Below are 23,981 nucleotides of genomic sequence, written 5' to 3' on the forward strand. Positions count from 1 at the left end.
CAGCGAGGTGTCAGTCCACCCGGTAGTACGCTTTGTACCACTCGGCGAACTTCGCCAGCCCCGCGTCGATCGATGTGCTCGGTGCGTAACCGACGTCCCGGCGGATCGCCGAGACGTCGGCCCAGGTATCCGGCACGTCGCCCGGCTGCATCGGCAGCAGGCGCTTTTCGACCGTGCGGCCCAGGTGTTTCTCGAGCAGGCCGATGAAGTCGAGTAGCTGGACGGGTTCGTCATTGCCGATGTTGTACACGCGATACGGCGCCGACGAACTGCCGGCATGCGGCGCCACCGGGTCGTAGCCCGGGTCTGGCTGGGCCGGGTGGTCCAGCGTGCGGACCACGCCCTCGACGATGTCGTCGATATAGGTGAAGTCGCGGCTGTGGTTGCCGTGGTTGAAGACGTCGATGGCCTCGCCCTGCACGATGCGGCGGGCGAACAGGATCGGCGACATGTCCGGCCGGCCCCACGGGCCGTACACCGTGAAAAAGCGTAACCCCGTGGTGGGCAGGCCAAACAGGTGGCTGTAGGTGTGCGCCATCAGCTCGTTGGACTTCTTGGTCGCCGCATACAGGCTGACCGGGTGGTCCACGGCATCCTCGACGGCGAAGGGCATTTTCCGGTTCGCGCCGTAGACCGAGCTGGACGATGCGTAGACCAGATGGCCGACCGCGTGCCGGCGGCATGCCTCCAGGATGTTGACGAAGCCGACCAGGTTGCTTTGCACGTACGCGTGCGGGTGGGTCAGCGAATAACGCACGCCGGCCTGGGCGGCGAGGTTGACCACGCGCTCCGGCTGGAAATCGGCGAAGGCCTTGTCCACTGCAGCCTGCTCGGCAAGATCGGCGCGTACGTGGGTGTAGTTCGGGTGGTCGATGAAGCGGGCCACGCGTGCTTCTTTCAGCGCGGGGTCGTAATAATCGTTGTGGTTGTCGAAGCCCAGCACGGTGTCGCCGCGGGCCAGCAGGCGCTCGGTGAGGGCCGAGCCGACGAAACCGGCGGTGCCGGTGACCAGGATACGCATGGGGAGGGCCTGTTCTCGTAGCGAATGACACAGTGTAACGGACGCCCGGATTGACACGGCCGCGTGCCTGATCTAGCTTTTGCAGGTATCCAGCCGACGAAGGTGGCCCGCGGTAACGCTGGCCGAGTGTGCGACATGCGGACTACGCGCCCCTCCCTCTGACTCCACGCCACGTCTTCGTCATCTTCGAAGGGCGCATGGCGCCCTTTTTGTTTGTCCGGAATTCGCATTCATGATCCAGATCACGCTACCCGACGGCAGCCAGCGCCCGTTCGATCACCCGGTGTCCGTGCAGGACATCGCCGCCTCCATCGGTGCGGGCCTTGCCAAGGCCACGCTCGCCGGCAAGGTGGACGGCACGCTGGTGGATGCCAGCTTCACGATCGACCACGATGCCGCGCTCGAGATCGTCACCGACAAGAGCCCCGAGGCGCTGGACATCCTGCGCCACTCCACGGCCCACCTGCTGGGCCAGGCCGTGCAGCGCCTGTTCCCCGGCGCGCAGGTCACCATCGGCCCGGTGATCGACAACGGTTTCTACTACGACTTCGCCTACGAACGCCCCTTCACCCCGGACGACCTCGAGGCCATCCAGGCGGAGATGGAAAAGATCGTCAAGGAACAGATCCCGGTGACGCGCTCGGTCAAGAGCCGCGACGAGGCGATCGACTTCTTCCGTGGCTTGGGCGAGGAGTACAAGGCCCAGATCATCGAGAGCATCCCGGCGGGCGAGACGCTGTCGCTCTACACGCAGGGTGAGTTCACCGACCTCTGCCGTGGCCCGCACGTGCCCAACACGGGCAAGCTGCGCGCCTTCAAGCTGATGAAGGTGGCCGGCGCCTACTGGCGCGGTGATTCCAACAACGAGATGCTTACCCGCATCTACGGCACGTCCTGGCTCAACGACAAGGACCTCAAGGCCTACCTGCACCAGCTGGAGGAGGCCGAGAAGCGCGACCACCGCCGCATCGGCAAGCAGCTCGACCTCTTCCACATGCAGGAAGAAGCGCCTGGCATGATCTTCTGGCACCCCAAGGGCTGGGCCATCTGGCAGGCGGTGGAGCAGTACGTGCGCGGCGTCTACAAGAGCAGCGGCTACCAGGAGGTGCGTGGTCCGCAGATCATGGACGTCAGCCTCTGGAAGAAGTCCGGTCACTGGGACAACTACCAGGAGAATATGTTCTTCACCGAGTCGGAGAAGCGCACGTACGCCCTGAAGCCCATGAACTGCCCGGGCCACATCCAGATCTTCAACACCCACCTGCACAGCTACCGCGACCTGCCGATCCGCTACGGCGAGTTCGGCGGTTGCCACCGTAACGAACCCTCCGGTGCCCTGCACGGCATCATGCGGGTGCGCGCCTTCACCCAGGACGACGGCCATATCTTCTGCACCCCGGCCCAGATCGAAGGCGAGGTCGCGGCGTTCCACGCCCAGGCCATGAAGGTCTACGACGATTTCGGCTTCAACGAGATCGCCATGAAGATCGCCCTGCGCCCCGAAAAGCGGATCGGTGCCGACGAGGTCTGGGACAAGGCCGAGCACGCCCTGCGCGCCGCGCTCCAGGCGGCCGGCGTGGCCTGGGAGGAACTGCCGGGCGAGGGCGCCTTCTACGGCCCCAAGATCGAGTACCACATGAAGGATTCCATCGGCCGCGCCTGGCAGGTGGGCACGATGCAGGTCGATTTCATGATGCCCGAGCGCCTGGGCGCCGAATATGTCGACGAAAACAGCCAGCGCCAGCACCCGGTCATGCTCCACCGGGCCATCGTGGGGTCGATGGAGCGGTTCATCGGCATCCTGATCGAGCACCACGCGGGCTTGCTTCCGACGTGGCTTGCCCCCATTCAGGCGGTTGCATTCAGCATTACCGACGCTCAGGCCGATTATGTGCAGGAGGTAACCCAAGCCCTTGTCGGACAAGGGTTCAGGGTAAACTCCGATTTGCGCAACGAAAAAGTCGGATATAAAATCCGCGAGCACACGTTGCAGAAGGTGCCTTATCTGATCGTGGTCGGTGACCGCGAGAAAGAAACAGGTACCATCTCCGTACGTACCCGCGGCGGCGAGGACCTCGGCAGCATGCCGTTGGCCCAGTTCGTCGAACGTTTGGAAGCCGAGACCCGTCGCTGACGCCACGGGTCCGGTATTGGGATCAATCTTCTGGAGGATAGCGGTATCGCTACGACCGATAACAAGGGCAATCGCAAGAACAGAGACATTCGTGTCCCGCAGGTCCGCGTGCTTGGCGCGGAAGGCGAGCAGCTCGGCATCATGCGGACGGAAGACGCCATCAAGGCCGCTGAAGAGCTGGGCATGGATCTGGTCGAAATCCAGCCGAACGGCGATCCGCCGGTCTGCAAGATCATGGATTACGGCAAGTTCAAGTTCGAGGCCCAGAAGAAGGCTTCGGCTGCGAAGAAGAAGCAGAAGCAGGTCGAGATCAAGGAAGTGAAGTTCCGCCCCGTCACCGACGAGGGCGACTACCAGATCAAGCTGCGCAAGATGCGCGAGTTCCTGGAAGAAGGCGACAAGGTCAAGGTCACCATCCGCTTCCGCGGTCGCGAAATGTCCCATCAGGACCTCGGCCAGAACCTGGCCCGCCGGGTCCAGACGGACATCGGCGAAGATGGCGTGGTGGAGTCCTTCCCCCGTCTCGAAGGCCGCCAGATGGTCATGATGATCGGCCCCAAGAAGAAGATCTGAACCAGAAAGGCGCCCCCGGGCGCCTTTTTGCTACCCGCGACGGATAAGGGGTGTAGGAGCGCACGATGTGCGCGATCCGGGCTCGCCCCGCCCTCGCCCCGCCCTCGCCCTGTCCGTGTCCCCCACGATTGGGGCTCGCCGCGTCCCCGCTTTGTAGGCTTTTCGCGCACAACGTGCGCTCCTACCGCGTTCTTCGTGTATCATCGCCGGCTCGGCCCGTATGGATGGGCCGTACCACCGTACCCGGCAGGATGGAAAGTGCTTGTCCCGCAAGGGCTTGCCGCCGGATCAGTCAGCAACCGAATACGGAGCATTCCGATGCCCAAGATCAAGACCAACCGGGCGGCAGCGAAGCGTTTTCGCAAGACCGCATCCGGCAAGTTCAAAGCCGGTCATGCCTTCAAGTCACATATCCTGACCAAGAAGTCGACCAAGCGTAAGCGCGGCCTGCGCGCTCCCAACCACGTCAAAGCTTGCGACACCAAGGGTGTAGCTCGCATGTTGCCGTATCTCTAAGGGAGGGTTGAACCATGGCTCGTGTTAAGCGTGGCGTTACCGCCCGTCGTCGTCACAAAAAAATCCTCGGCCGTGCGAAGGGCTACTACAACGCCCGTCGCAAGGTATTCCGCGTAGCCAACCAGGCCGTCATCAAGGCTGGCCAGTACGCCTATATCGGCCGCAAGCAGCGCAAGCGTCAGTTCCGCGCCCTGTGGATCGTCCGTATCAATGCTGCTGCCCGTCAGTTCGGTCTGTCGTACAGCCGCCTGATCAACGGTCTGGCCAAGGCCGAGATCGCCGTCGACCGCAAGGTCCTCGCCGACCTCGCCGTGCACGACATCAAGGCATTTGGCGTGATCGCAGAGAAGGCCAAGGCCAGTCTGGCTGCGTAATCCGCTTTGAACGCGCGATAGCGATGTCGCGCGAAGATGGATGACGTGGGGAGAAGGCCTTGCCTTCTCCCCATTTCTTTTTTGGACGTCAGGAAATCCGATGGAATCGATCGAGCATATCGACGCGTCCTTGCGCGACATCGATGCGGCCGCCTCGCTGGAGGCGCTGGACGCCGTCCGCGTCGCGCTGCTGGGCAAGAACGGTGCAGTCACCGCGGCGCTCAAGGCCCTGGGCCAGTTGCAGGGCGATGAGCGTAAGGCGCGGGGCGCCGAGGTCAACCGCGTCAAGGAGCGCCTCACCGACGCCATTGCCGCCCGCAAGCAGGCGCTGGAGCAGGCCGAGCTGGATCGCCGCCTCGCCTCGGAACGCATCGACGTCACGCTGCCGGGCCGCGATGGCGAATACGGCGGCATCCATCCGATCACACGTGCGCTCGAGCGCATCGCCGACATCTTCGGTCGCCTCGGCTACCAGCGGGCCGACGGCCCCGAGATCGAGGACGACTGGCACAACTTCGAAGCGCTGAACTTCCCGCCGCACCATCCCGCGCGGGCGATGCACGACACCTTCTACTTCGGCGACGGTCGCCTGCTGCGCACGCATACCTCGCCGGTGCAGGTGCGCTCGATGCAGGGGCGTCAGCCGCCGATCCGCATCATCGCGCCGGGCAAGGTGTACCGCAGCGATTCCGACCAGACCCATTCGCCGATGTTCCACCAGATCGAGGGCCTGCTGGTCGACGAGACCTCCAGCTTCGCCGACCTGAAAGGCACGCTGGCCGAGTTCATCCGCGCGTTCTTCGAACGCGATTTCGAGATGCGCTTCCGTCCCAGCTACTTCCCGTTTACCGAGCCCTCGGCGGAAGTGGATATCCGCTGGGATGCCGAAGACGGTTCCACGCGCTGGCTGGAAGTGCTCGGCTGCGGCATGGTCCACCCGACCGTGCTGGCCAACTGCGGCATCGATCCGGAGCGTTACACCGGGTTCGCCTTCGGCCTGGGCGTGGAGCGCTTCGCCATGCTGCGCTACGGCGTCGGCGACCTGCGCGCCTTCTTCGAGAACGACCTGCGCTTCCTTCGCCAGTTCGCCTGACCGCCCTCCGGATCAAAGAGTGTTCCCATGAAATTCTCCGAAAACTGGTTGCGCGAACTGGTCGCCATCAATGACGACCGCGCGGCGCTGGTCCATGCGCTCACCATGTCCGGCCTGGAAGTGGAAGAGGTCACCGAACTGGGTGACGGGCTGCAAGGTGTGGTCGTGGCCGAGATCGTGGCCGCCACCAGGCACCCCGAAGCCGATCGCCTGCAGGTCTGCATGGTCGACGCCGGCCTCGGCGAACCGGTGCAGATCGTCTGCGGTGCGCCCAATGCGCGCGTTGGCATCCGCGTCCCGCTGGCCACGGTGGGCGCCACGCTGCCCGGCGGTATCGCGATCAAGGCGGCGACACTGCGCGGTGTCGAATCGTTCGGCATGCTGTGTTCGGCCAAGGAACTGGGCATCGACGCCGACGCATCGGGCCTGCTCGAGTTGCCGGCCGATGCGCCGGTCGGCACCCCGCTGGCCGACTACCTTGGCCTGCCCGACGCCAGCATCGAGCTGAAGATCACCCCGAACCGCCCCGACGTGCTGGGCCTCAACGGCCTGGCGCACGACGTGGCGGCCCTGTTCGGCAGCCGGGTCAAGGCCATCGGTGTCGACGCGGTGCCGGTGACCGCGAGTGCCACGCGCGAGGTGCGCCTCGACGCCGGCGCGGACGCGCCGCGCTACCTGGGGCGCATCATCGAAGGTATCGATGCAGCGGCCGCCTCGCCGCTGTGGATGGCCGAACGCCTGCGTCGCGCCGGCATCCGTCCGATCAGCGCCATCGTGGACGTCACCCAGTACGTGATGCTGGAACTCGGCCACCCGCTGCATGCCTTCGACAACGACACGCTGCACGGCGCCATCGTCGTGCGTCATGCGGGGCCGGGCGAAACCCTGAAGCTGCTCGACGGCAACACGGCCACGCTGGACCCCTCGTTCGTGGTGATTGCCGATGAAGCCCGCGCCCTGGCCGTGGCCGGCATCATGGGCGGCTTCGATTCGCGTGTGACCGAGAGCACGCGCAACGTGTTCCTGGAAGCCGCGCATTTCGCCCCCGCGGCCATCATGGGCCGCGCGCGCAAGCTCGGCCTGCACACGGATGCCTCGCATCGCTACGAGCGCGGCGTCGATCCGGCGCTGCCGCGGCGCGCCATGGAGCGGGCCACCGAGCTGCTGCTGCAGATCGCCGGCGGCCAGGCGGGCCCGATCACGCTGGCGGAGCGTCCGGAAGACCTGCGCGAGCATGCGCCGGTCGTCCTGCGCCACGCGCGCCTGCACCGCATCCTGGGTATCGAGGTCACGGCCGACGAAGTGGCCCGTATCTTTACCGCCCTGGGCATGGGCGTGGAAGAGATCGCCGACGGCTGGCGGGTGACCCCGCCGAGCAGCCGCTTCGATATCGAGCGCGAGGAAGACCTCATCGAGGAAGTCGCCCGCATCCACGGTTACGAGCGCATCCCCACGCACATTCCCGCCGGCCAGATCGCCTTGCGCTCGGAGCCGGAGGCGCGCCTGACCGAGATGGCCCTGCGCGACCAGCTGGCCGCGCGCGGGTACTTCGAGGCGGTGACGCTGTCCTTCCTCGGCGCCGACCTGCTGACCACCTGGGGCCTGGATCATGCCTGGGTGCCGCTGGCCAACCCGCTTTCCGCCGACCTGGCGGTGATGCGCACCTCGCTGCTGCCCGGCCTGGTCGAGGTCCTGCGGCACAACCGTGCGCGCCAGCAGGAGCGCGTCCGTTTGTTCGAGGTGGCGCGCAGCTTCCATGCCACCGGCGGTGCGCCCGATGAGATCGGCCGCGTGGCGGTGGTCGCCTCGGGCCCCGCGCGTGCCGAGCAATGGGGTGCGCCGTCGCGCACGGTCGATTTCTTCGACCTCAAGGGCGACCTCGATGCCTTGATCGCCCACACCGGTGAGCCGGCCCGCTGGTCGGTCGACACCGAAAGCCTGCCGTCCTGGCTGCATCCGGGTCGCAGCGCGCGGGTGCTGCGCGACGGCCAGCCCGTCGGCTACCTGGGCGCTCTGCATCCGGCGCTGGCCAAGGCGCTGGACCTGGGCCCCGATGTGCACGTGATGGAGTTGGCCCTCGAGCCGATCCTCGCGCGTCGGCTGCCCAGCGCCACCCGAGTGACCCGCTTCCCCGCCGTCCGCCGCGACATCGCCGTGGAACTGCCGGAAGAGGTGTCCTGGTCCGCCGTCGAGACCGCCGTGCGGGGTGCCCTGGGAGAGGTCCTGAAAGAGCTTCGACTGTTCGATCGATACGCCGGAAAGGGGATCGACGAAGGACGAAAGAGTCTCGCTATGGGCTTGATTTTACAGGACGCTTCACGCACCCTTACCGACGAAGATGCCGACGCTCGCGTGGCAGAAGCGGTGGGGGCATTGGAGAAGACATGCAAGGCAAGATTGCGAGGGTAAGATGGCGCTGACCAAGGCGGAAATGGCCGAGCGGCTTTTCCTCGACGTGGGTCTCAACAAGCGTGAGGCCAAGGAGTTCGTTGACGCGTACTTCGAGGTCGTGCGCGAAGCCCTCGAGCGTGGCGAACAGGTCAAGTTGTCCGGCTTCGGCAATTTCGATCTGCGCCAGAAGAATCAGCGTCCCGGTCGCAATCCCAAGACCGGCGAAGAAATTCCCATCTCTGCCCGGCGGGTCGTCACCTTCCGTCCCGGCCAGAAACTCAAGGTAAGAGTCGAGGGCTATGCTGGACCCAGGGAATAACACCGAGCTTCCGGCGATCCCGGCAAAGCGCTATTTCACCATCGGTGAGGTCAGCGAGCTTTGCGGCGTCAAGCCGCATGTACTGCGCTACTGGGAGCAGGAATTTCCCGCGCTCAAGCCGGTCAAGCGCCGCGGCAACCGTCGCTACTACCAGCGCCACGACGTGCTGATGATCCGCCAGATCCGCTCGTTGCTGTACGACGAGGGTTTCACCATCACCGGTGCGCGTGCGCGGCTGGAGGGCCCCCAGGCCCGGATGGAAGCCAGCATGTCCCATCAGATCGTCCGTCAGGTTCGCCTGGAGCTGGAAGAAGTCCTTACCCTGCTTCGTCGTTGAACCGCTTTCGCAGTTCACGGCGTTGCTGCTACAATCGTTTGCTCGTCGGGGTGTAGCGCAGCCTGGTAGCGCACTACGCTGGGGGTGTAGTGGTCGCGAGTTCGAATCTCGCCACCCCGACCATTATTCGAAAAGGCGTCCCGATGGGGCGCCTTTTTTCGTTTAAGGTGGCGGCCAGGAGAACGGTGCCCATGACTTCCCCTCGCCATCCGTCGCCCGACGGCAGCCATCATCGACCGCATGCGCTGGAGCCGGCGGTTCGCCTGCCGTCCACCGCGCATCTGCGCGCCCTGGAAGCGGCGGCCAGGCTGGGTTCGTTCGAACGGGCCAGCCATGAGCTGGCGATCACGCCCAGCGCCGTGGCCAAGCGGGTGGCTGCGCTGGAGTCGCTGCTGGGCGTAAAGATGCTGTCGCGTACGGGGCGGGGCGTGGAGCCCACGGCCATCGGTCGGGAATACCTGGAGCAGGTGAATGTCGCGCTGGGCCTGCTTACGCGGTCCGCGTACCACCAGCGTGCGTCCACCTCGCGCCGGCGCCTGCGTGTCGCCACGCCACCCACGTTCGGTCGCGACCTGCTGGTGCCGCACCTGCCGGCTTTCAGCGAACGGCATCCGGACATCGAACTGGAGCTGATGCCCTCGATCCCTTACCTGGACATCACCGCGCCCGGCTGGGACGTGGAGATCCGTTTCGGCGACGGTGCGTTCGACGGCGTGCTCAGCGAACGGCTGACCGACGACACCGTGTTCCCGGTGGCCAGTCCTGCCTACCTGGCCCGGGTCCGCTTCGATACGCCCGCCGACATGCTGCGCCGTGGCGTGCTGCTGCGCTGCCCGCTCGAACCGTGGGGACCGTGGATGCGTGCGGCGCGCGAGCATACCGGCACGGGGGATGTCGACGAGCCTACCCAGGGCCATCGGTTGATGGATCTGGGCATGCTGATGGAAGCGGCGTTGAACGGGCAGGGCGTGGCCCTGGTCCGGCGTAGTCTTGCCTGGCGGTATCTGCAGGCGGGGCGGCTCATCCCGCTGTTCGCTATCGAAGCGCGGCCGACATCCGCTTACTACCTGTGCTCGCCACGTGGCGTGGACGACGGCGGATCGCGCGCCGCGTTCGGAACGTGGCTGCGCGAGGTGTGTCGGGCAGCGCAAGGCGCATCTGCTTCGCGGAACGCGTAGGAACGGCGACCTCAGGTGGTGCCCTGCACCCGCGCATGCACCGGCAGCCACGGCTCGCCATGCTCGTCCAGCAGCACCGAGCGATCCAGGTCGTGCACCGACGTATGCCCGGTCAGTGCCATGCTGACGTCCAGTTCGCGACGCAATATCTCGATGACGCGCGTCACGCCCTCCTGGCCCATGGCACCGAGTCCGTAGAGGAATGCCTTGCCGATGAGGCCGGCACGCGCGCCCAGCGCCACGGCCTTGAGCAGCGACTGCCCGGTCTGGATGCCGCCGTCGAACAGCACCTCGATATCGTTGCCCACCGCGTCGACCACGCGGGGCAGGGCGACGGCCGAGGCGATGGCGCCGTCCAGCTGTCGGCCGCCGTGGTTGGAGACCACGATGGCATCGACGCCGGCGGCCACCGCTGCACGGGCATCGTCGGGGTCCATGATGCCTTTGAGGATCAGCTTGCCGGGCCACAGGTCCCTGATCCAGGCGATGTCGTCCCAGCTCAGCCGTGGATCGAACTGGCTGCCGATCCACTGGGCCAGCGTGGTCAGCCCGCCGGCCCCGTCGATCTGGCCGGCCAGGTTGCCGAACGATCGACTCGGTGCGGTCAGTACGCCTTGTACCCAGCGCGGCTTGCCGAGGATGTCCACCAGGTTCTTCAGGGTGAGCTTCGGCGGCACGGTCATGCCGTTCTTGATCTCGCGATGGCGTTGGCCCTGGATCTGCAGGTCGGCCGTGACCATGAGTGCCGAACAGCCGGCCTCGCGCGCACGGGCGATCAGGGAGCGGGTGAAGCCGCGGTCGCGCATGACGTAGATCTGGAACCAGAAGGGGTGGTCAACTGCTGCCGCGACCTGTTCCACCGAACAGATCGACATGGTGCTCAGGCAGAACGGGATGCCCGCCGCGCCGGCGGCGCGCGCGGCCAGTATTTCGCCGGACCCGTGGGTGAGGCCGGTCAGCCCGGTGGGTGCGATGGCCAGGGGAAGCGACACCGGCTGGTCGACGATGGTCGTCGCCAGGTCGCGCTGGTCGACGTCGATCATTACCCGCTGGCGCAGGCGGATGCGGTCGAACACGGCGCGATTGTCGCGCAGCGTTACCTCGTCGTACGAGCCATGGTCGGCGTAGTCGAAGAAGGCGCGGGGAACGCGCTTGCGGGCCAGCTCGCGCAGGTCGGCGACACAGGTGATCGGAGCAGACATGGGTCGTCCAGCGCAGGGATACGGTGATCCGATGCTAGGACGACCCGCCGGCGCCGGTCGCGAAAAAAAGGCGTGGCTGGCGCGACGCGGGCTCGCGTCAGTAGAGGACGCGCGCCCGCAGCGTGCCTTCGATGGCCGCCAGTTCGTTGCGCAGGGCCACCGCGTGCTCCTCGCTGGTGGTCACGTCGATGACGACGTAACCCACCTGCGGGGAGGTCTGCAGGTACTGGCCGTCGATGTTGACCGCCTCGCGCGAGAACACCTCGTTCACCCGCGACAGCACACCGGGGATGTTGCGGTGGATATGCAGCAGGCGGCGGCTGGTCGGGTGGCCGGGCAGGGACACCTCGGGGAAGTTCACCGCCGAGAGCGTGCTGCCGTTGTCGCTGTAGCGCACCAGCTTGGACGCGACCTCGATGCCGATGTTCTCCTGCGCCTCGGCGGTGCTGCCGCCGACATGCGGGGTGAGGATCACGTTGTCCATGCCCACCAGCGGCGAGACGAACGGATCGCCGTTGCCCTTGGGCTCGACGGGGAACACGTCGATGGCGGCGCCGGCAAGGTGCTTCTCGCGCAGCGCGTCGGCCAGCGCGTCGATATCCACCACCGTGCCGCGCGAGGCGTTGATCAGCATGGAGCCGGCACGCATGCGGGCGATCTCCGCGGCACCGATCAGGTGCCTGGTCTGCGCGGTTTCCGGCACGTGCAGCGTGACCACGTCGGCACGCTCGAGCAGGTCGTCCAGGCTGGAGGCCGGCCGCGCGTTGCCCAGCGACAGCTTGGGCTCGATATCGTGGAAGATCACGCGCATGCCCAGCGATTCGGCCAGCACGCCGACCTGGGTGCCGATATGGCCATAACCGACGATGCCCAGCACCTTGTCGCGCACCTCGAAGCTGCCGGCGGCCGACTTGGACCAGCCGCCGCGATGGCACTCGGCGTTCTTCTCGGGGATGCGCCGCACCAGCATGATCGTCTCGGCGATGACCAGCTCGGCCACGCTGCGCGTGTTGGAGTAGGGCGCGTTGAACACCGGCACGCCCAGGCGCTCGGCCTCGGCCGCATCGACCTGGTTGGTGCCGATGCAGAAGCAGCCCACCGCGATGAGGCGGCGCGCCTCGGCCAGGACGTCGGCGGAGAGGTGCGTGCGCGAGCGGATGCCGACGATGTGCGCATCGGCGATGCGCTGCTTGAGTTCGTCCTCGGGCAGCGATTTCTCGTGGAACTCGATCTGCGAGTAACCGGCCTGGCGGAAGGTGTCGAGTGCGCTGCGGCTCACCCCTTCCAGCAGCAGCACCTTGATGTCTTCTTTCGGGTACGACGTGCGTTTCATGGCTGGCGCTTCTGTTCCGCGGATCGGCTGAACACTATGCCAGATCGGGGCGCCCATGTTGCAGCGCGGCGACGGGACTGGCACCCTCGATGGACACCCGAGCGAGATTCCCATGACCGATCCGCGCCTGGCCGAACTGGCCCGTCTCCTTCCCGACCTGAAGCTGTCCACGGAACCGGGCGACCTGGAACACCACGGGCGCGACTGGACGCGCCGCTGGACACCGGCGCCACTGGCCATCGCCTACCCGGCCACGGTGGCGGAAGTGCAGGGCATCGTGCGCTGGGCGAACGGGCAGGGCGTCGGGCTGGTGCCGTCCGGCGGTCGCACCGGCCTCTCCGGCGGTGCCGTGGCCGCCCATGGCGAACTGGTGGTCACGCTCGACCGCATGAACCGCGTACTCGACTTCGACCCGATCGACCGCACCCTCACCGTGCAGCCCGGCATCGCCCTGGAAGCGGTGCATAACGCCGCCCGCGAGCACTCGCTGATCTACCCGGTGGACTTCGCCGCGCGCGGTTCGTGCCAGATCGGCGGCAATATCGCCACCAACGCCGGCGGCATCCGCGTGATCCGCTACGGCAACACCCGCCAGTGGGTGGCCGGGCTGAAGGTGGTCACGGGCACGGGCGAGCTGCTGGACCTTAACCGGGGGCTGGTCAAGAACGCCTCCGGCTACGATTTCCGGCACCTGGTCATCGGCTCCGAAGGCACCCTTGGCATCGTCGTCGAGGCCACCCTCAGCCTGACCTCGCCGCCGCCGCCCTCGCAAGTGATGCTGCTGGCCATCCCTGCCATGGATGCCCTGATGAAGGTGTTTGCCGAAGCGCGGCACTCCCTCAGCCTGGGCGCCTTCGAATTCTTCACCGACCGGGCGTTGCACCACGTGGTGGCCCATGGCGCACGGCGTCCCTTCGAGGAAGACCATCCGTTCTACGTGGTGGCCGAGTTCGACGTGCCCGATGCCGCCGCCGAAGCCGCCGCCCTGGCCTTCTTCGAGTTCTGCCTGGGCGAGGGCTGGGTGGTGGACGGCGTCATCAGTTCCAGCGAGGCGCAGGCTGCGTCGTTGTGGCGGTTGCGCGAGGGCATCACGGAGTCGCTGGCGCCGCACAAACCCTATAAGAACGATGTCTCGGTGCGGATCTCCGCCGTGCCCGCCTTCATGGCGGACATGCAGACCCTGCTCGCGGCGGAGTACCCCGATGTCGACGTGGTCTGGTTCGGGCATATCGGCGACGGCAACCTGCACATCAACGTGCTAAAGCCGGAAGGCCTGGACAATGCCGTGTTCGTCGCCCAGTGCGAGCACGTCACCTCCTTGCTGGTCGACACGCTGCACCGCCATGGCGGCAGCATCTCCGCCGAACACGGCATCGGCCTGGTCAAGAAGCCCTGGCTGGGCAGTGTTCGTAGCGAAGCCGAGATCGCGCTGATGCGCGGGATCAAGGCGGTATGGGACCCCAACGGCATCATGAATCCGGGGAAGCTGCTCTAGCACACTCTGAACCAAGGGTATCTGGCCCGGCGCGGAAGCGGCGAGGGCATGCCTCGAGGCGCATGAAAGGGACATGTCGTCAGCGTCAGGCGACGCGACGCAACAGCGGTATTTTTCTTGCCAGGTGAATCACGAGGGCCGTCGACACGAACACCGCGAGCCAGACGATCGGGATGCGGGCCCAAGGTGCGGTCAGATCGTCATCGACGTGCAAACGTTCCACGTAGAGCCACAGGACCATGGGATGCAGCCCGTAGATGCCGAGTGAGCCGTCGGCAATCCAGCGGATCGGCGTCATCAGCGGTGTCGGCACCCGGGGGATGGTCGTCAGCCATACGAAAGCGGACACGGACGCTATCGCGACCAGGGGCGTCTGGTAGGCGAAGAAGAACTCGTTCGGTTCGCCCCGGTATCCGGAATATAGATAAGTCGCCACGACGATACCGGCCACCGATGCCACAAAGACCAGCAGACATCGCCATCGGTCGGCCGGCGAGACGATCGGAGTGTACCGGGTCAGATAGGCGCCCAGCACGAAGAAGCCGACGAATCCTGAGAACAGCTGCACGCCCAGGAACGATGGCGGATCCCAGTCTTCCGACACCAGCAGGCGCACCTGGTTGAGCACGCAGGACACCATGAACCACAGCAGCAGGAAGATCCTTGTCTCCGCCGGTGTCGATGCTCGCAGCATCCTGCTCAGGAAGGGGGCGGAAAGATAAAGACCCAAAGCCACGTAGAAGTACCAAAGGTGTCGGTACGGCTCCATGAGGTAATGGGCGACCTGTGCGGTCCACGAAATGGATCGGTCACCGAAGACGACGACATACAAGACGGTCCAGAACACCAGGGGTGGCACGACGCGCAACGCGCGGCGGCGATAGAACGTCGGGATCGGCTCGTCCTTCCACAGCAGCAATGCCCCGGACAACATGAAGAAGATCGGGGCCGCCGCCCGGGCAACGGCATCGTAGGTCACGGATGGCAGCCACATCGAGCCGAACGCATAAAAATAGGTGGCAGCGGTATGAACCAGCACCACCATGGCGCAGGCGACCGCCCGTGTGACGTCCATGGCCGGCGAGCGACCGGCTTGCGGAGCAACATGCGGTTCCGGCCGTGGAAGCTTCAACCTCAACATGGTCAACGACAACATAGCGTCTCACCGAGTCGATGCACGTGCACCGCCCCCAGAAGCACGCCAAGCGTGATCGCCAGCGACAGGACCAGGGTCGCGGCTTCGAAACCCAGCGCGTCCATGGCACCTCCTGTCAGCAAGGCAGCGATGGGCGTGCCACACAACGTGGCTGCCGAAAAACGCGTCATCTCGTGGCCCACATCGTGTGACGGCACATGGCGTTGCAGCCACGACTGCGACTGGATGCCATGGCGGGCGGCGGCGAAGGAAAACAGCAGGAACGCCAGCAGCGTCACGGCCGGACCGCTTGCCTGACAAAGAAGTAGATAGGCGGTAGATGCGACGGCCCAGCAGGCCAGCATCCGGCGCGCGGTACCTGGAAACGAGGGCGCGACGCGCTGGGCGACGGTGCTGGCCACGCCGACGCCCATACATTGCACGACATAGATCAGCAGATAGCTTCCGCCTCGGTGTCTGGCCAGGATCAAGGGCAGCAGGATCTGCACCGGACCGAACACGAGCACCGAGCTGGCGAAGACATAGGCATGGAACACCCGCGGAATAGCGATGGCCTTGGCTGTGGCCGATGTCGTGACCCGTGGGCTCGACGGGCTGCCGGGCGAGCGGCGAATCGGCCCATGGCGGCGCAGCGCAGCCAGCAGCGGCAGGGAGCAGAGGACACAGATCGCGTCGATGCCGAAGGCCACGGCCAACCCAGTATCTCCCCGGGTGCCGAAGATCAGCCATCCTGCAACCAGCGGCAGTACCACGGTCGCCACCGCCGAGACCAGCGCGAAGATCGCGTTGCCGATAGACAGCCAGCCTTTGCGGACATACAAAGTGAACACCGCGCGCCCGGCGGGAAATGCAACGGCCCAGACGATTCCACCGAGTGCCGTCGAAACATAGACGGCGACGATCGACATGCCACCCCGCCAGACCAGCAACGCGATCGCCGCATTGGCGATGACGAAGAACCACCGACACAGGCGCAGCGTTCGCAACGGGTCGACGCGATCGAGCAGGCGCGGGAAAGCCAGCAACAGACAAAGGCTCGGCGTAGCTTCGATCGCCATCGTGATGCCGAGGTCCCATGCTTTTCCGGTCAGCCGCATGACCAGAAACGGCAAGGCGACCAGGGTGAAACTGGCTCCGAGCGTGGTCGTCAGATTGTCCAGAAGCAGCAGCTTGAAACGTGGCTCCCGGCGTCCCACGCGCCACAGCCGCCGCAACCGCCCCATCGCTCCGATCATGCTCACGATCCGCCGGATCGATCCGCGTGCCGCATGAAAAATACATCGCCGTCGCGATCCAGCCTCAGGCCAAACGCGGTAGCGATCGTCCGCAGTTTATGCTCGTCGAGCAGCCATGCGGGCTCGACATCGTCCACGCCGACATCGAGCACCCATTGCATGCCGAACCAATGCGTGAGGATGACGCCATCCTCCGCGAGCGCTTCGGCGATCGCAGCGAAGTAACGCTCGAAATGCTTTTGGCAGCAGGCGAAGCTGCTCAGGTTGTTGTCGACGATGTAGTCGAACGAACCGGCGTCGAAAGCGTTGGCGAAGGTTTCGCCATGCTTGTTCATGAGCAATGGTGTATAGCCGGGTAGATCGAGCCTCTGCGCATGTCGCCATTCATCGACGGACACCGTGACCGCGACGACGGCATCGACGTCGTCCGCCAGCAGACTGGCGAGGGATGAATTGCCGGCCCCGACATGCAGGATGCGCTTGCCCGCCAGGGGAGCACGCGTCAGCCAACGATTGATGGCCAGCTGGTCGTCGGTGGGCGCGCAGGACGAATAATCGATCAGCGGCCACGAGATGGCACCCGCGGCCGCGTCATAGCGTTCGACCGTTGGCTCGATGCCGCAGTCGCCGAGAATGACACCGATGTCAAATCGTGCCTTGAAAGACGGCGCGCAAGGCACGTTTTCGGACAGAATATTCTGAGAAGAGGGTGCCATGGCGCCTGACTCCGCGAGGACGGATGATCAATGTAGGCACGGCAATTGCCGCGTTAAAAGATGTCTGGATAAAAGACTCTCGTCGGGGGATGGAAACTGTGCGGCTCCTCACAGATTGCCGAAGACCGGAACGACATGCTCGACGCCGGCCTCATGACATCGTTGTCAATATGATCAGTCTTTCGGTGCTTCTGGGCTTCATCGGGTTTTCGACCCTGCTTCTGGCGCTGTGTCTGTTGTTTCTGCTCGTCTGGTCTTTGGTGAAGGCGTTTCGTCCCGTGCAGGTCGCCACCCCCAGGTTGGCGAACTATCCGTTCGTCTCCATCCTCGTGCCGTTTTTCAACGAACCCGAAGACTCGTTTCTGCGTACGCTCGACGCGATCGAGGCCACGGATTACCGCGGAAAAATGGAAGTCATCCTCATCGACGACGGTTCGAGCAATACGACACCCGGCTCTCTTGCCGAATGGTTGCGACATCCTCGACGAAAGCACTACGTGCTGTGTTCGCTCGCGCGAAACAGTGGTGCCAAGGGGCGAGCGCTCGATGCGGCCCTCCCCCTGATTTCGACCGATTCCGACGTCGTAACGGTGATAGACAGCGATACTGTCATCCTGCCCGGAGCCCTGCGTCTGGCCGTGGAGGCGTTATACGCGTCGCCCACGCACGCGGCGGCCTGTGGCTTGATCGTACCAGCCGGTCGCCACGACTCCTGGCTGCATAGCTTCCAGTTCTACGAGCATGTCGGCGCACTGGCGACGATCCGTTTCGTTCAGAGCCGCATGGGAATGGTCAACGTCGTTGCCGGCGCGTTCTCCTTGCACAAGACCGCCGTGATTCGGGAGCTGGGTGGCTGGGGCGAATGGCTGGTAGAAGACATCGCCTGGACCTGGCGGGCACTGGCACATGGCTACACCATCGGCTACGCGCCGGATGCCATCGCCTATACGGTCTGTCCGTCGACCTTGTTCGGGCTGTTCCGGCAGCGACGTCGCTGGGCACGTGGCAGGCTGGAATCGTTCCGTGTCGCCTGGCGGATATCCCGCGCGCATACGATGAAGATGCTGCCCTGGTGGCTGCTCTGGGCGCAGTCCGCCCTGCTGCCGACGCTGCTGCTCAGCATCGCCGCCGCCTGGCTGTACGAAAGCAGGCTGCTGTTCGGTCTGGCCGTGGCGAACTGGGTGATGATGGCCCTTTTGAACGGAGTGGCCTGTCTGCAGGCGCGCCACAGGCTGAAGCTTGGCTGGCAGGACATGCTGCTGGTTTCGCTCTACAACACCGGCATCGATACCTTATTGCTGCCTGCCAATGTGGTCGGCCTGGTCGACGAATTGCGCGGCGGACGCAAGAGCTGGCTGACCCGCTGACCAGCACTTGATGCACGGCGGGAGCAGGCCACGCTCCCTTCTACCGGACGACATGGCATGGATTACCACGCGTTTCTCTCCCAGTTCCCGGATACGTATATCGGCCGCGGTCGCACCGATCGGCGCGAGATCGCTTTGACTTTCGACGATGGCCCGGGGCTGGCTACATCGGCCTTGCTGGCGATACTGCGCGAGTACGACGTGCAGGCGACCTTCTTCTGTCTGGGCGAGAAGGCACGCGGTGTGCCCGACATGGTTCGGGCTATCGCACGCGATGGGCACGAGGTAGGCAATCACGGTTTCACTCATCGCGACGTGCGCGCGCTCGATCCCGAGACATTCTGGATGACCGAGGTTCTCCCGGCGCGCTCGCTGTTGGAGGATGTGGCGGGCACGCCGGTGGCGCTGTTTCGTCCACCGTTTGGAGAGATCTCCCCGGCCCAGACCGCGCGCCTCGCCGAAGAAGGCGTGACGCTCGTCGGCTGGTCGATCGATCCGCGTGACTGGGACGAGGTCGAGGCAAAGGACCACGCCGGCCGCGTGGTGCGCGACGTGCTAGAACAGGTGCACCCCGGTGCGATCGTCCTGCTTCACGATGGTGACGAGGGCGAACGCGCTCGTCCCGCGATCGTCGAGATCGTCAGGCACGTCGTGCCCGCGCTGTGGGCGATGGGTTTCAGCTTCGTCACCGCCGGTCGATTGTGGGAAGCCCGATAGCCGAAGTGTTTAAGGTTGGCAGGCGGCGGTGCGCCCATTAGCCTATTGGCCCCCGCCTTCCCCACAGGACCCGCCCCCATGGCCCAGGATTCCCCCGACCTCTACCCGTCGATCGAGCCCTTCAACAGCGGCATGCTCGAGGTCTCGCCGCTGCACACGCTGTATTTCGAGGAAAGCGGCAACCCCGACGGCAAGCCTGTGGTGTTCCTCCACGGCGGCCCTGGTGGCGGCACCAACCCGCGTTGCCGCCGGTTCTTCGATCCGAAGAAATACCGCATCGTCCTTTTCGACCAGCGTGGCTGCGGCAAGTCCACGCCGCATGCGGAGCTCACCGACAACACCACCTGGGACCTCGTCGCCGATATCGAGCAGGTACGTGAACACCTGGGTATCGACACGTGGCAGGTCTTCGGCGGCTCGTGGGGCTCGACCCTCGCGCTGGCCTATGCCGAGACCCATCCGCAGCGCGTCAGCGAACTGGTGCTGCGCGGCATCTTCATGCTGCGCCGTTCGGAGCTGGAGTGGTTCTACCAGGGCGGTTGCGACCAGCTGTACCCGGACGCCTGGGAAACCTACCTCTCGGCCATCCCGCCGGCCGAACACGGCGACCTCATCAGCGCCTACCATCGTCGTCTGACCAGCACGGACCCGGCGGTGCGCGTCGCCGCCGCACGGGCCTGGTCGGTTTGGGAGGGCGCGACCAGCTACCTCTACCAGGATGAAGGCCATATCGCCTCCAGCGGTGAGGACGAGTTCGCCCTCGCGTTCGCGCGGATCGAGTGCCACTACTTCGTCAACGCCGGCTTCTTCGAGGTGGACGGCCAGCTGCTGCGCGACGTGGACAGGATCCGCCACATCCCGACGGTGATCGTGCAGGGCCGTTACGACGTGGTCTGCCCCATGCGCAGCGCCTGGGACCTGCACCGCGCGTTCCCCGAGGCCGACCTGAAGGTCGTGCAGGACGCCGGGCACTCAGCGTTCGAGCCGGGCATCGTCCGCGAGCTGGTGCGGGCCACGGATCGCTTCGCCGGCTGAGACAAAAAAAAGGCTGCCCGGTCGATGCCGGGCAGCCAGGGCTGGATCAGAACAAGCGTCAGAACAAGCGCAGCGGCAGGGTCACCAGGTCCACCACGAAACCGTCGTGGTCGGATGAGCCCATCGCGTTCTTCACGCCCGTGGCCGAGGCCGCGTCGTCCAGCGTCTGCACCGGTGCGTCGAGGTTGCCGCGGCCGTACTCCATGCGCAGGAACAGGCCGCGTGCCACGGTGTTGAGCAGCGCGTGGTCGAGCACCTGGTGCGTCGGCACCGAGCGGGGCGCCTGGCCCTGCACGTTGCCGAAGTTCTCGGTGAACAGGAACGAATAGCGATCGTTCGCCGGCACCGAATCCACCGCGTTCCACAGGGCCGGCTTGACCAGGTTGCCGCCGAGCTTCAGCAGGTTCTGGCTGTCGTCGTAGCGGCCGGAAATCAGGCCGACCACATCGGTGAAGCCATCGCTGAACTGGTAGGCGTTGAAGTCGCCGACGACCAGCAGCGGCGCCAGCAGGTTCTTCCGTCCCGACTGCAAGGTCTGGACCTGCGCCGCGAGCGACTTCGCCTGGAGGAAGCGCTTCTGCCGGTCACGCTCGGCCGTGCTGCCGGTCTTGTCCACGTTCTGCCGTGCCTTCGGATGCACGGCGATCACGTTGATGCGCATCTTGCCGAGGATCGAGGGCACCTCGGCGGTCAGCAGCAGCGGCGGATGGTCGTGGACGAAGGCGGTGCTGCCCTGGTCCTGCCAGGTCTCGTCGGCGGCCAGCTGGTGGACGTCCAGCACGCGTACGCGATCGGTACGGACCAGGAAGCCGACGTTGATGCCGCTGGGGTCGTGGCCTTCCTGCAGGAATGCCTCGTACTGCGCCGGGTAATCGTCACCCAGCTGCTTGGCCAGGCCTTGCAGCACGGTCAGGCTCTTCACTTCCTCCACCGAGAGGATGTCCGGCAGCTTCAGCACGCTGCCGACGTACGCGGACAGGCGCTGGGTCTTCAGGCGCACCTGGTCGGCGGTCGGCTCGGTGTCGCCACCGCTGCAGGTAAAGGTGGTGTTGAACTGCGTGTCGCAGAAGCGCTCCATGTTGAACGCACCCACACGCACGGCGAAGAACGGTCGCGAGTCCACCGGACGCGGCAGTTCGGCCGCTTTGGTCACGGTCACCTTCGTGGGAATGAAGGTGTACGCCCCGAACGTATACGACATGACGCCCTCGGCGCGGAACGTGGTGCCGGCGTTGAACGGCGTGTTCGCCGCCACCGCGCCGTAGTCGGCCGTGTTCATCTTGAACACTTCCGGATTGCCGGACCAGTTCGGCAGGTTCACGCCGTCCGGCACCGGCACGGTGTAACGCACGCCGGGCTTGCGCAGCGAGCGCTGACCGTTGGCCGTGACGTACACCTCCGCGAACGGCTCGTTGCTGAAACGCAGGTTGCCGGTGGTGATCATGCCGTTGTCGATCGCCACGCGCATGCCGACATAGCACTGGAAGTTGGTCTCGCCGCAGGACAGCGCGTTCGGGTCTGTCGAGGGCACGTTGGCGCCGAAGACGACCGGTGCGGGCAGCTTCGCACCACGCATCGTGGTCGCCACCGTGGCGTTCTTCAGTTCGGGCAGGTTGAAGTAGTTGTCGACCGTGGCCTCCACGTCGACCATGTCGCCGATCGCGACCGACGGCGCGGATTGCGTGAACACGTAAATGCCGTTGGAAGTGAGGCGGTCGTCGTCGGCGCGGCTGTCCGGCGTCTGCATCGTGAAGCCGGCCGGGCCCACGGCGGTGACGATGTTGCCCTTCGTGGCGACACGCTTGCCGAGCAACGGCGACACCTGCCCGCGACCGGTGACCTGCCAGATCTCGGCGGTGAGCGGGATCTGGTTGAGGATCGCGCCGACCGCGGTGGCCTTGGCCAGCGTGACGCCGCCGGTGGCGTCGCTCAGGTTGACGCGGAAGGCCTTGTCCGGCCCAGCGGCCTTGGCGCCATGCACGTTGACGGTAAGCGTGGTGGCGGTCGATCCCGCAGGAATCGTCAGCGTCGTGTCGACCGCATCGTAGTCGCCGGCGGCGACGGTCGCGGTATCGTCCACGGTCACCGCATGCACGGTCACGTCGGCGGAACGCGGCTCGCTGAGCGTAATCGCGAAGGGCATCGGCACATCGTCGCCGTTGCGCAGGTTCACCGTGGCGTCGGCGATCGACACGCTGGTGCCCTGCACGGTGCACGGCGAGGTGCTGGCGCGCGGCGCGGTGGGCGCCACCTTGACCCAGTCGGCGGCGTTGTTGCCGGTGGACTGCGGTAGTCCGGCGCCGTTGAGCTTGCGCCCGTAGCCCTGGTCCGAGTTGCCGCTGCCCAGCGACGCCAGCGGCGTGCCCAGCTTGTAGGCGGAACCGGCGCTCAGGCCCACCTGGTCCACGATCGCGCCGTTGGCGTCGAGCACGGCCAGGCCGCCGTCATCGGTAAAGCCCGTGGCATAGGTGAGGTCGGGCGTCACCGTGCCGGAATAGCCCGACGCGGCCTTGTTCGCCAGCAGCAGGAAGCAGCCCGGCGCCACGGCGGTGCCGGTGGGGAAGGTGAAGCGCGTGCCGGTGGTGCCGCTCGCGTTGGACGCGTTCAACTTGTAGCCGGACAGGTCCAGCGCGGCGGTGCCCGTGTTCTGCACCTCGACGAATTCGTCGTTGCCGCCGGCGGGGCCGCGGGCACGGAACTGCGTGATGGAAAGGTCGGCCGCCTGGAGCGGCAAGACGGCCATGAGGCCTGCCAGCGCCGCCCATGAGGCGCGCCGTGACGTGGTCAAACGCATTCGATTTTCCCCTCGAGTCGTTGAGTAGTACGCGACCCACAGCGTCATGCGTGTCCTCGCACGACGTTCCCCCTGCGAAGGCCCGTACCCCTAGTGTGACGCCATTTTATGACAGCGGCATGCACGGCTACGGATAGCCGTGGATCAGGTCGTGTTTCAGGGGGCGGGGCTTCGGAGGGCGGGGTGGCGCGGTCAGGTCTTCTGCTTGGTCCCGAAGATCTTGTCGCCGGCGTCGCCCAGCCCCGGCAGGATGTATCCCAGCTCGTTCAGCCGCTCGTCGATGGAGGCCACATAGATCTCGATGTCCGGATGGGCGGCCTCGATGCGCTTGAGGCCCTCGGGTGCGGCGACCAGGAACAGGCCCTTGATCCGCTTCGCGCCGGCCGCCTTGAGCATGTCGACCGTGGCCACCAGGGTGCCGGCGGTGGCGAGCATGGGATCGACGATGATCGCCGTGCGCTCGTCCATGCCACCGCTGAGCTTCTCGTAGTAGGCCACCGGCTCCAGCGTTTCCTCGTCACGCTGCAAGCCGACCACGCTGACCTTGGCGGCCGGGATCATCTCCAGCACACCGGTAAGCATGCCCAGGCCCGCGCGCAGGATAGGCACGATGGTGACCTTCTTGCCCTTGATATGGGTGACCTCCACCGGCCCCGCCCAGCCCTGGATGGTCTTGGTCTCGGTCTCCATGTCCGCCGTGGCCTCGTACGTCAGCAGCGCCGCCACTTCGGACGCCAGCTCGCGGAACTCCTTCGTGCTGATGCCCACGACGCGCATGAGGCCCAGCTTGTGCTGGATGAGGGGGTGGCGGACTTCGACGATTTTCATGGGCAGGTGGGGATGGTTAGCGGTGTATGTATTCTTGCATGTTCGCAGCGGGTGACCGGATTGCCAGGGAGGAGGCGTCGGGCGGTCACCCTCTGCGCTCGGGCAGCGGCCACAAGCGGCCGAACTCGCTCAGAGGATGACCACCCGACACCTCCCTGACGACTGAG

Annotated in this window: 21 protein-coding genes and 1 tRNA gene; 14 read left to right on the forward strand and 8 right to left on the reverse strand. The window is 65.7% G+C overall.

The genetic code is table 11. From position 1 onward, the window contains the following. Window positions 1–10: 10 nt before the first annotated feature. Window positions 11–1,021 carry an NAD-dependent epimerase gene (locus QRN34_RS11325; RefSeq protein ID WP_285404569.1) on the reverse strand — a complete coding sequence of 337 codons (1,011 nt, stop codon included), beginning with the start codon at window positions 1,019–1,021 and terminating at the stop codon, window positions 11–13. Between the two features lie 232 nt (window positions 1,022–1,253). Between QRN34_RS11325 and thrS the strand changes: the two genes are divergently transcribed. The 10 genes from thrS to QRN34_RS11375 all read left to right on the forward strand — a co-directional run bounded on the left by thrS (window position 1,254) and on the right by QRN34_RS11375 (window position 9,936). Continuing rightward, complete coding sequence (gene thrS / locus QRN34_RS11330) at window positions 1,254–3,155, forward strand: threonine--tRNA ligase (protein ID WP_285404570.1); 1,902 nt, start codon at window positions 1,254–1,256, stop codon at window positions 3,153–3,155. A gap of 45 nt (window positions 3,156–3,200) precedes the next feature. Beyond that, window positions 3,201–3,728, forward strand: a complete 528-nt coding sequence (infC, locus tag QRN34_RS11335) for a translation initiation factor IF-3 (RefSeq protein ID WP_343123045.1) — start codon at window positions 3,201–3,203, stop codon at window positions 3,726–3,728. 318 nt (window positions 3,729–4,046) lie between these two features. Next, complete coding sequence (gene rpmI / locus QRN34_RS11340) at window positions 4,047–4,244, forward strand: 50S ribosomal protein L35 (protein WP_036114929.1); 198 nt, start codon at window positions 4,047–4,049, stop codon at window positions 4,242–4,244. A gap of 14 nt (window positions 4,245–4,258) precedes the next feature. Then, the gene (gene rplT / locus QRN34_RS11345; protein WP_285404571.1) at window positions 4,259–4,618 is read left to right on the forward strand and encodes a 50S ribosomal protein L20; all 360 of its coding nucleotides are present in this window, start codon (window positions 4,259–4,261) and stop codon (window positions 4,616–4,618) included. Between the two features lie 100 nt (window positions 4,619–4,718). After that, window positions 4,719–5,711 carry a phenylalanine--tRNA ligase subunit alpha gene (gene pheS / locus QRN34_RS11350; protein WP_285404572.1) on the forward strand — a complete coding sequence of 331 codons (993 nt, stop codon included), beginning with the start codon at window positions 4,719–4,721 and terminating at the stop codon, window positions 5,709–5,711. Window positions 5,712–5,738: 27 nt separating this feature from the next. After that, a complete protein-coding gene (pheT, locus tag QRN34_RS11355) occupies window positions 5,739–8,120 on the forward strand; it encodes a phenylalanine--tRNA ligase subunit beta (RefSeq protein ID WP_285404573.1) in 2,382 nt (793 codons plus the stop codon). A gap of 1 nt (window position 8,121) precedes the next feature. After that, a complete protein-coding gene (gene ihfA, locus QRN34_RS11360) occupies window positions 8,122–8,421 on the forward strand; it encodes an integration host factor subunit alpha (protein ID WP_036140472.1) in 300 nt (99 codons plus the stop codon). Further along, window positions 8,402–8,758 carry a MerR family transcriptional regulator gene (locus QRN34_RS11365; RefSeq protein WP_036114913.1) on the forward strand — a complete coding sequence of 119 codons (357 nt, stop codon included), beginning with the start codon at window positions 8,402–8,404 and terminating at the stop codon, window positions 8,756–8,758. The genes ihfA and QRN34_RS11365 overlap by 20 nt, the downstream gene beginning before the upstream one ends. 46 nt (window positions 8,759–8,804) lie before the next feature. Beyond that, window positions 8,805–8,881, forward strand: a tRNA-Pro gene (locus tag QRN34_RS11370). Window positions 8,882–8,949: 68 nt separating this feature from the next. Further along, complete coding sequence (locus QRN34_RS11375; protein ID WP_285404574.1) at window positions 8,950–9,936, forward strand: LysR substrate-binding domain-containing protein; 987 nt, start codon at window positions 8,950–8,952, stop codon at window positions 9,934–9,936. Between the two features lie 11 nt (window positions 9,937–9,947). Here QRN34_RS11375 and QRN34_RS11380 read toward each other — a convergent pair whose 3' ends face one another. Beyond that, window positions 9,948–11,138: an alpha-hydroxy acid oxidase gene (locus tag QRN34_RS11380; protein WP_285404575.1), complete on the reverse strand. Its 1,191-nt coding sequence runs from the start codon at window positions 11,136–11,138 to the stop codon at window positions 9,948–9,950. 97 nt (window positions 11,139–11,235) lie between these two features. Continuing rightward, window positions 11,236–12,471, reverse strand: a complete 1,236-nt coding sequence (gene serA / locus QRN34_RS11385; protein ID WP_285404576.1) for a phosphoglycerate dehydrogenase — start codon at window positions 12,469–12,471, stop codon at window positions 11,236–11,238. A gap of 112 nt (window positions 12,472–12,583) precedes the next feature. Here serA and QRN34_RS11390 point away from each other — a divergent pair, with 112 nt between their 5' ends. Next, entirely contained in the window at window positions 12,584–13,966 is a 1,383-nt protein-coding gene (locus QRN34_RS11390; protein WP_285404577.1) for an FAD-binding oxidoreductase, read from the forward strand. Between the two features lie 85 nt (window positions 13,967–14,051). Here QRN34_RS11390 and QRN34_RS11395 read toward each other — a convergent pair whose 3' ends face one another. From QRN34_RS11395 to QRN34_RS11405, 3 genes are all read right to left on the reverse strand, one after another. Beyond that, window positions 14,052–15,041 carry an acyltransferase family protein gene (locus QRN34_RS11395; RefSeq protein WP_285404578.1) on the reverse strand — a complete coding sequence of 330 codons (990 nt, stop codon included), beginning with the start codon at window positions 15,039–15,041 and terminating at the stop codon, window positions 14,052–14,054. Between the two features lie 68 nt (window positions 15,042–15,109). Further along, complete coding sequence (locus QRN34_RS11400) at window positions 15,110–16,357, reverse strand: MFS transporter (RefSeq protein WP_285404579.1); 1,248 nt, start codon at window positions 16,355–16,357, stop codon at window positions 15,110–15,112. A gap of 2 nt (window positions 16,358–16,359) precedes the next feature. Next, window positions 16,360–17,073 (reverse strand): hypothetical protein, encoded by a 714-nt coding sequence (locus tag QRN34_RS11405; RefSeq protein WP_285404580.1) that lies wholly within the window; start codon window positions 17,071–17,073, stop codon window positions 16,360–16,362. Window positions 17,074–17,243: 170 nt separating this feature from the next. On the opposite strand from QRN34_RS11405, the gene QRN34_RS11410 reads away from it, so the two are divergent. The 3 genes from QRN34_RS11410 (at window position 17,244) to pip (ending at window position 20,192) form a co-directional block, all read left to right on the forward strand. Next, window positions 17,244–18,440 (forward strand): glycosyltransferase family 2 protein, encoded by a 1,197-nt coding sequence (locus tag QRN34_RS11410; protein WP_285404581.1) that lies wholly within the window; start codon window positions 17,244–17,246, stop codon window positions 18,438–18,440. Between the two features lie 57 nt (window positions 18,441–18,497). Next, the gene (locus QRN34_RS11415) at window positions 18,498–19,157 is read left to right on the forward strand and encodes a polysaccharide deacetylase family protein (protein WP_285404582.1); all 660 of its coding nucleotides are present in this window, start codon (window positions 18,498–18,500) and stop codon (window positions 19,155–19,157) included. Between the two features lie 78 nt (window positions 19,158–19,235). Continuing rightward, window positions 19,236–20,192: a prolyl aminopeptidase gene (pip, locus tag QRN34_RS11420; RefSeq protein ID WP_285404583.1), complete on the forward strand. Its 957-nt coding sequence runs from the start codon at window positions 19,236–19,238 to the stop codon at window positions 20,190–20,192. Window positions 20,193–20,250: 58 nt separating this feature from the next. Here the strand turns inward: pip and QRN34_RS11425 are convergent, their stop codons facing one another. Further along, window positions 20,251–22,986 carry a lamin tail domain-containing protein gene (locus QRN34_RS11425; RefSeq protein WP_285404584.1) on the reverse strand — a complete coding sequence of 912 codons (2,736 nt, stop codon included), beginning with the start codon at window positions 22,984–22,986 and terminating at the stop codon, window positions 20,251–20,253. 192 nt (window positions 22,987–23,178) lie between these two features. Continuing rightward, entirely contained in the window at window positions 23,179–23,814 is a 636-nt protein-coding gene (upp, locus tag QRN34_RS11430; protein WP_285404585.1) for a uracil phosphoribosyltransferase, read from the reverse strand. Between the last annotated feature and the right edge of the window lie 167 nt (window positions 23,815–23,981).

The organism is Luteibacter sp. ME-Dv--P-043b (assembly GCF_030209605.1).
GTDB lineage: Bacteria > Pseudomonadota > Gammaproteobacteria > Xanthomonadales > Rhodanobacteraceae > Luteibacter.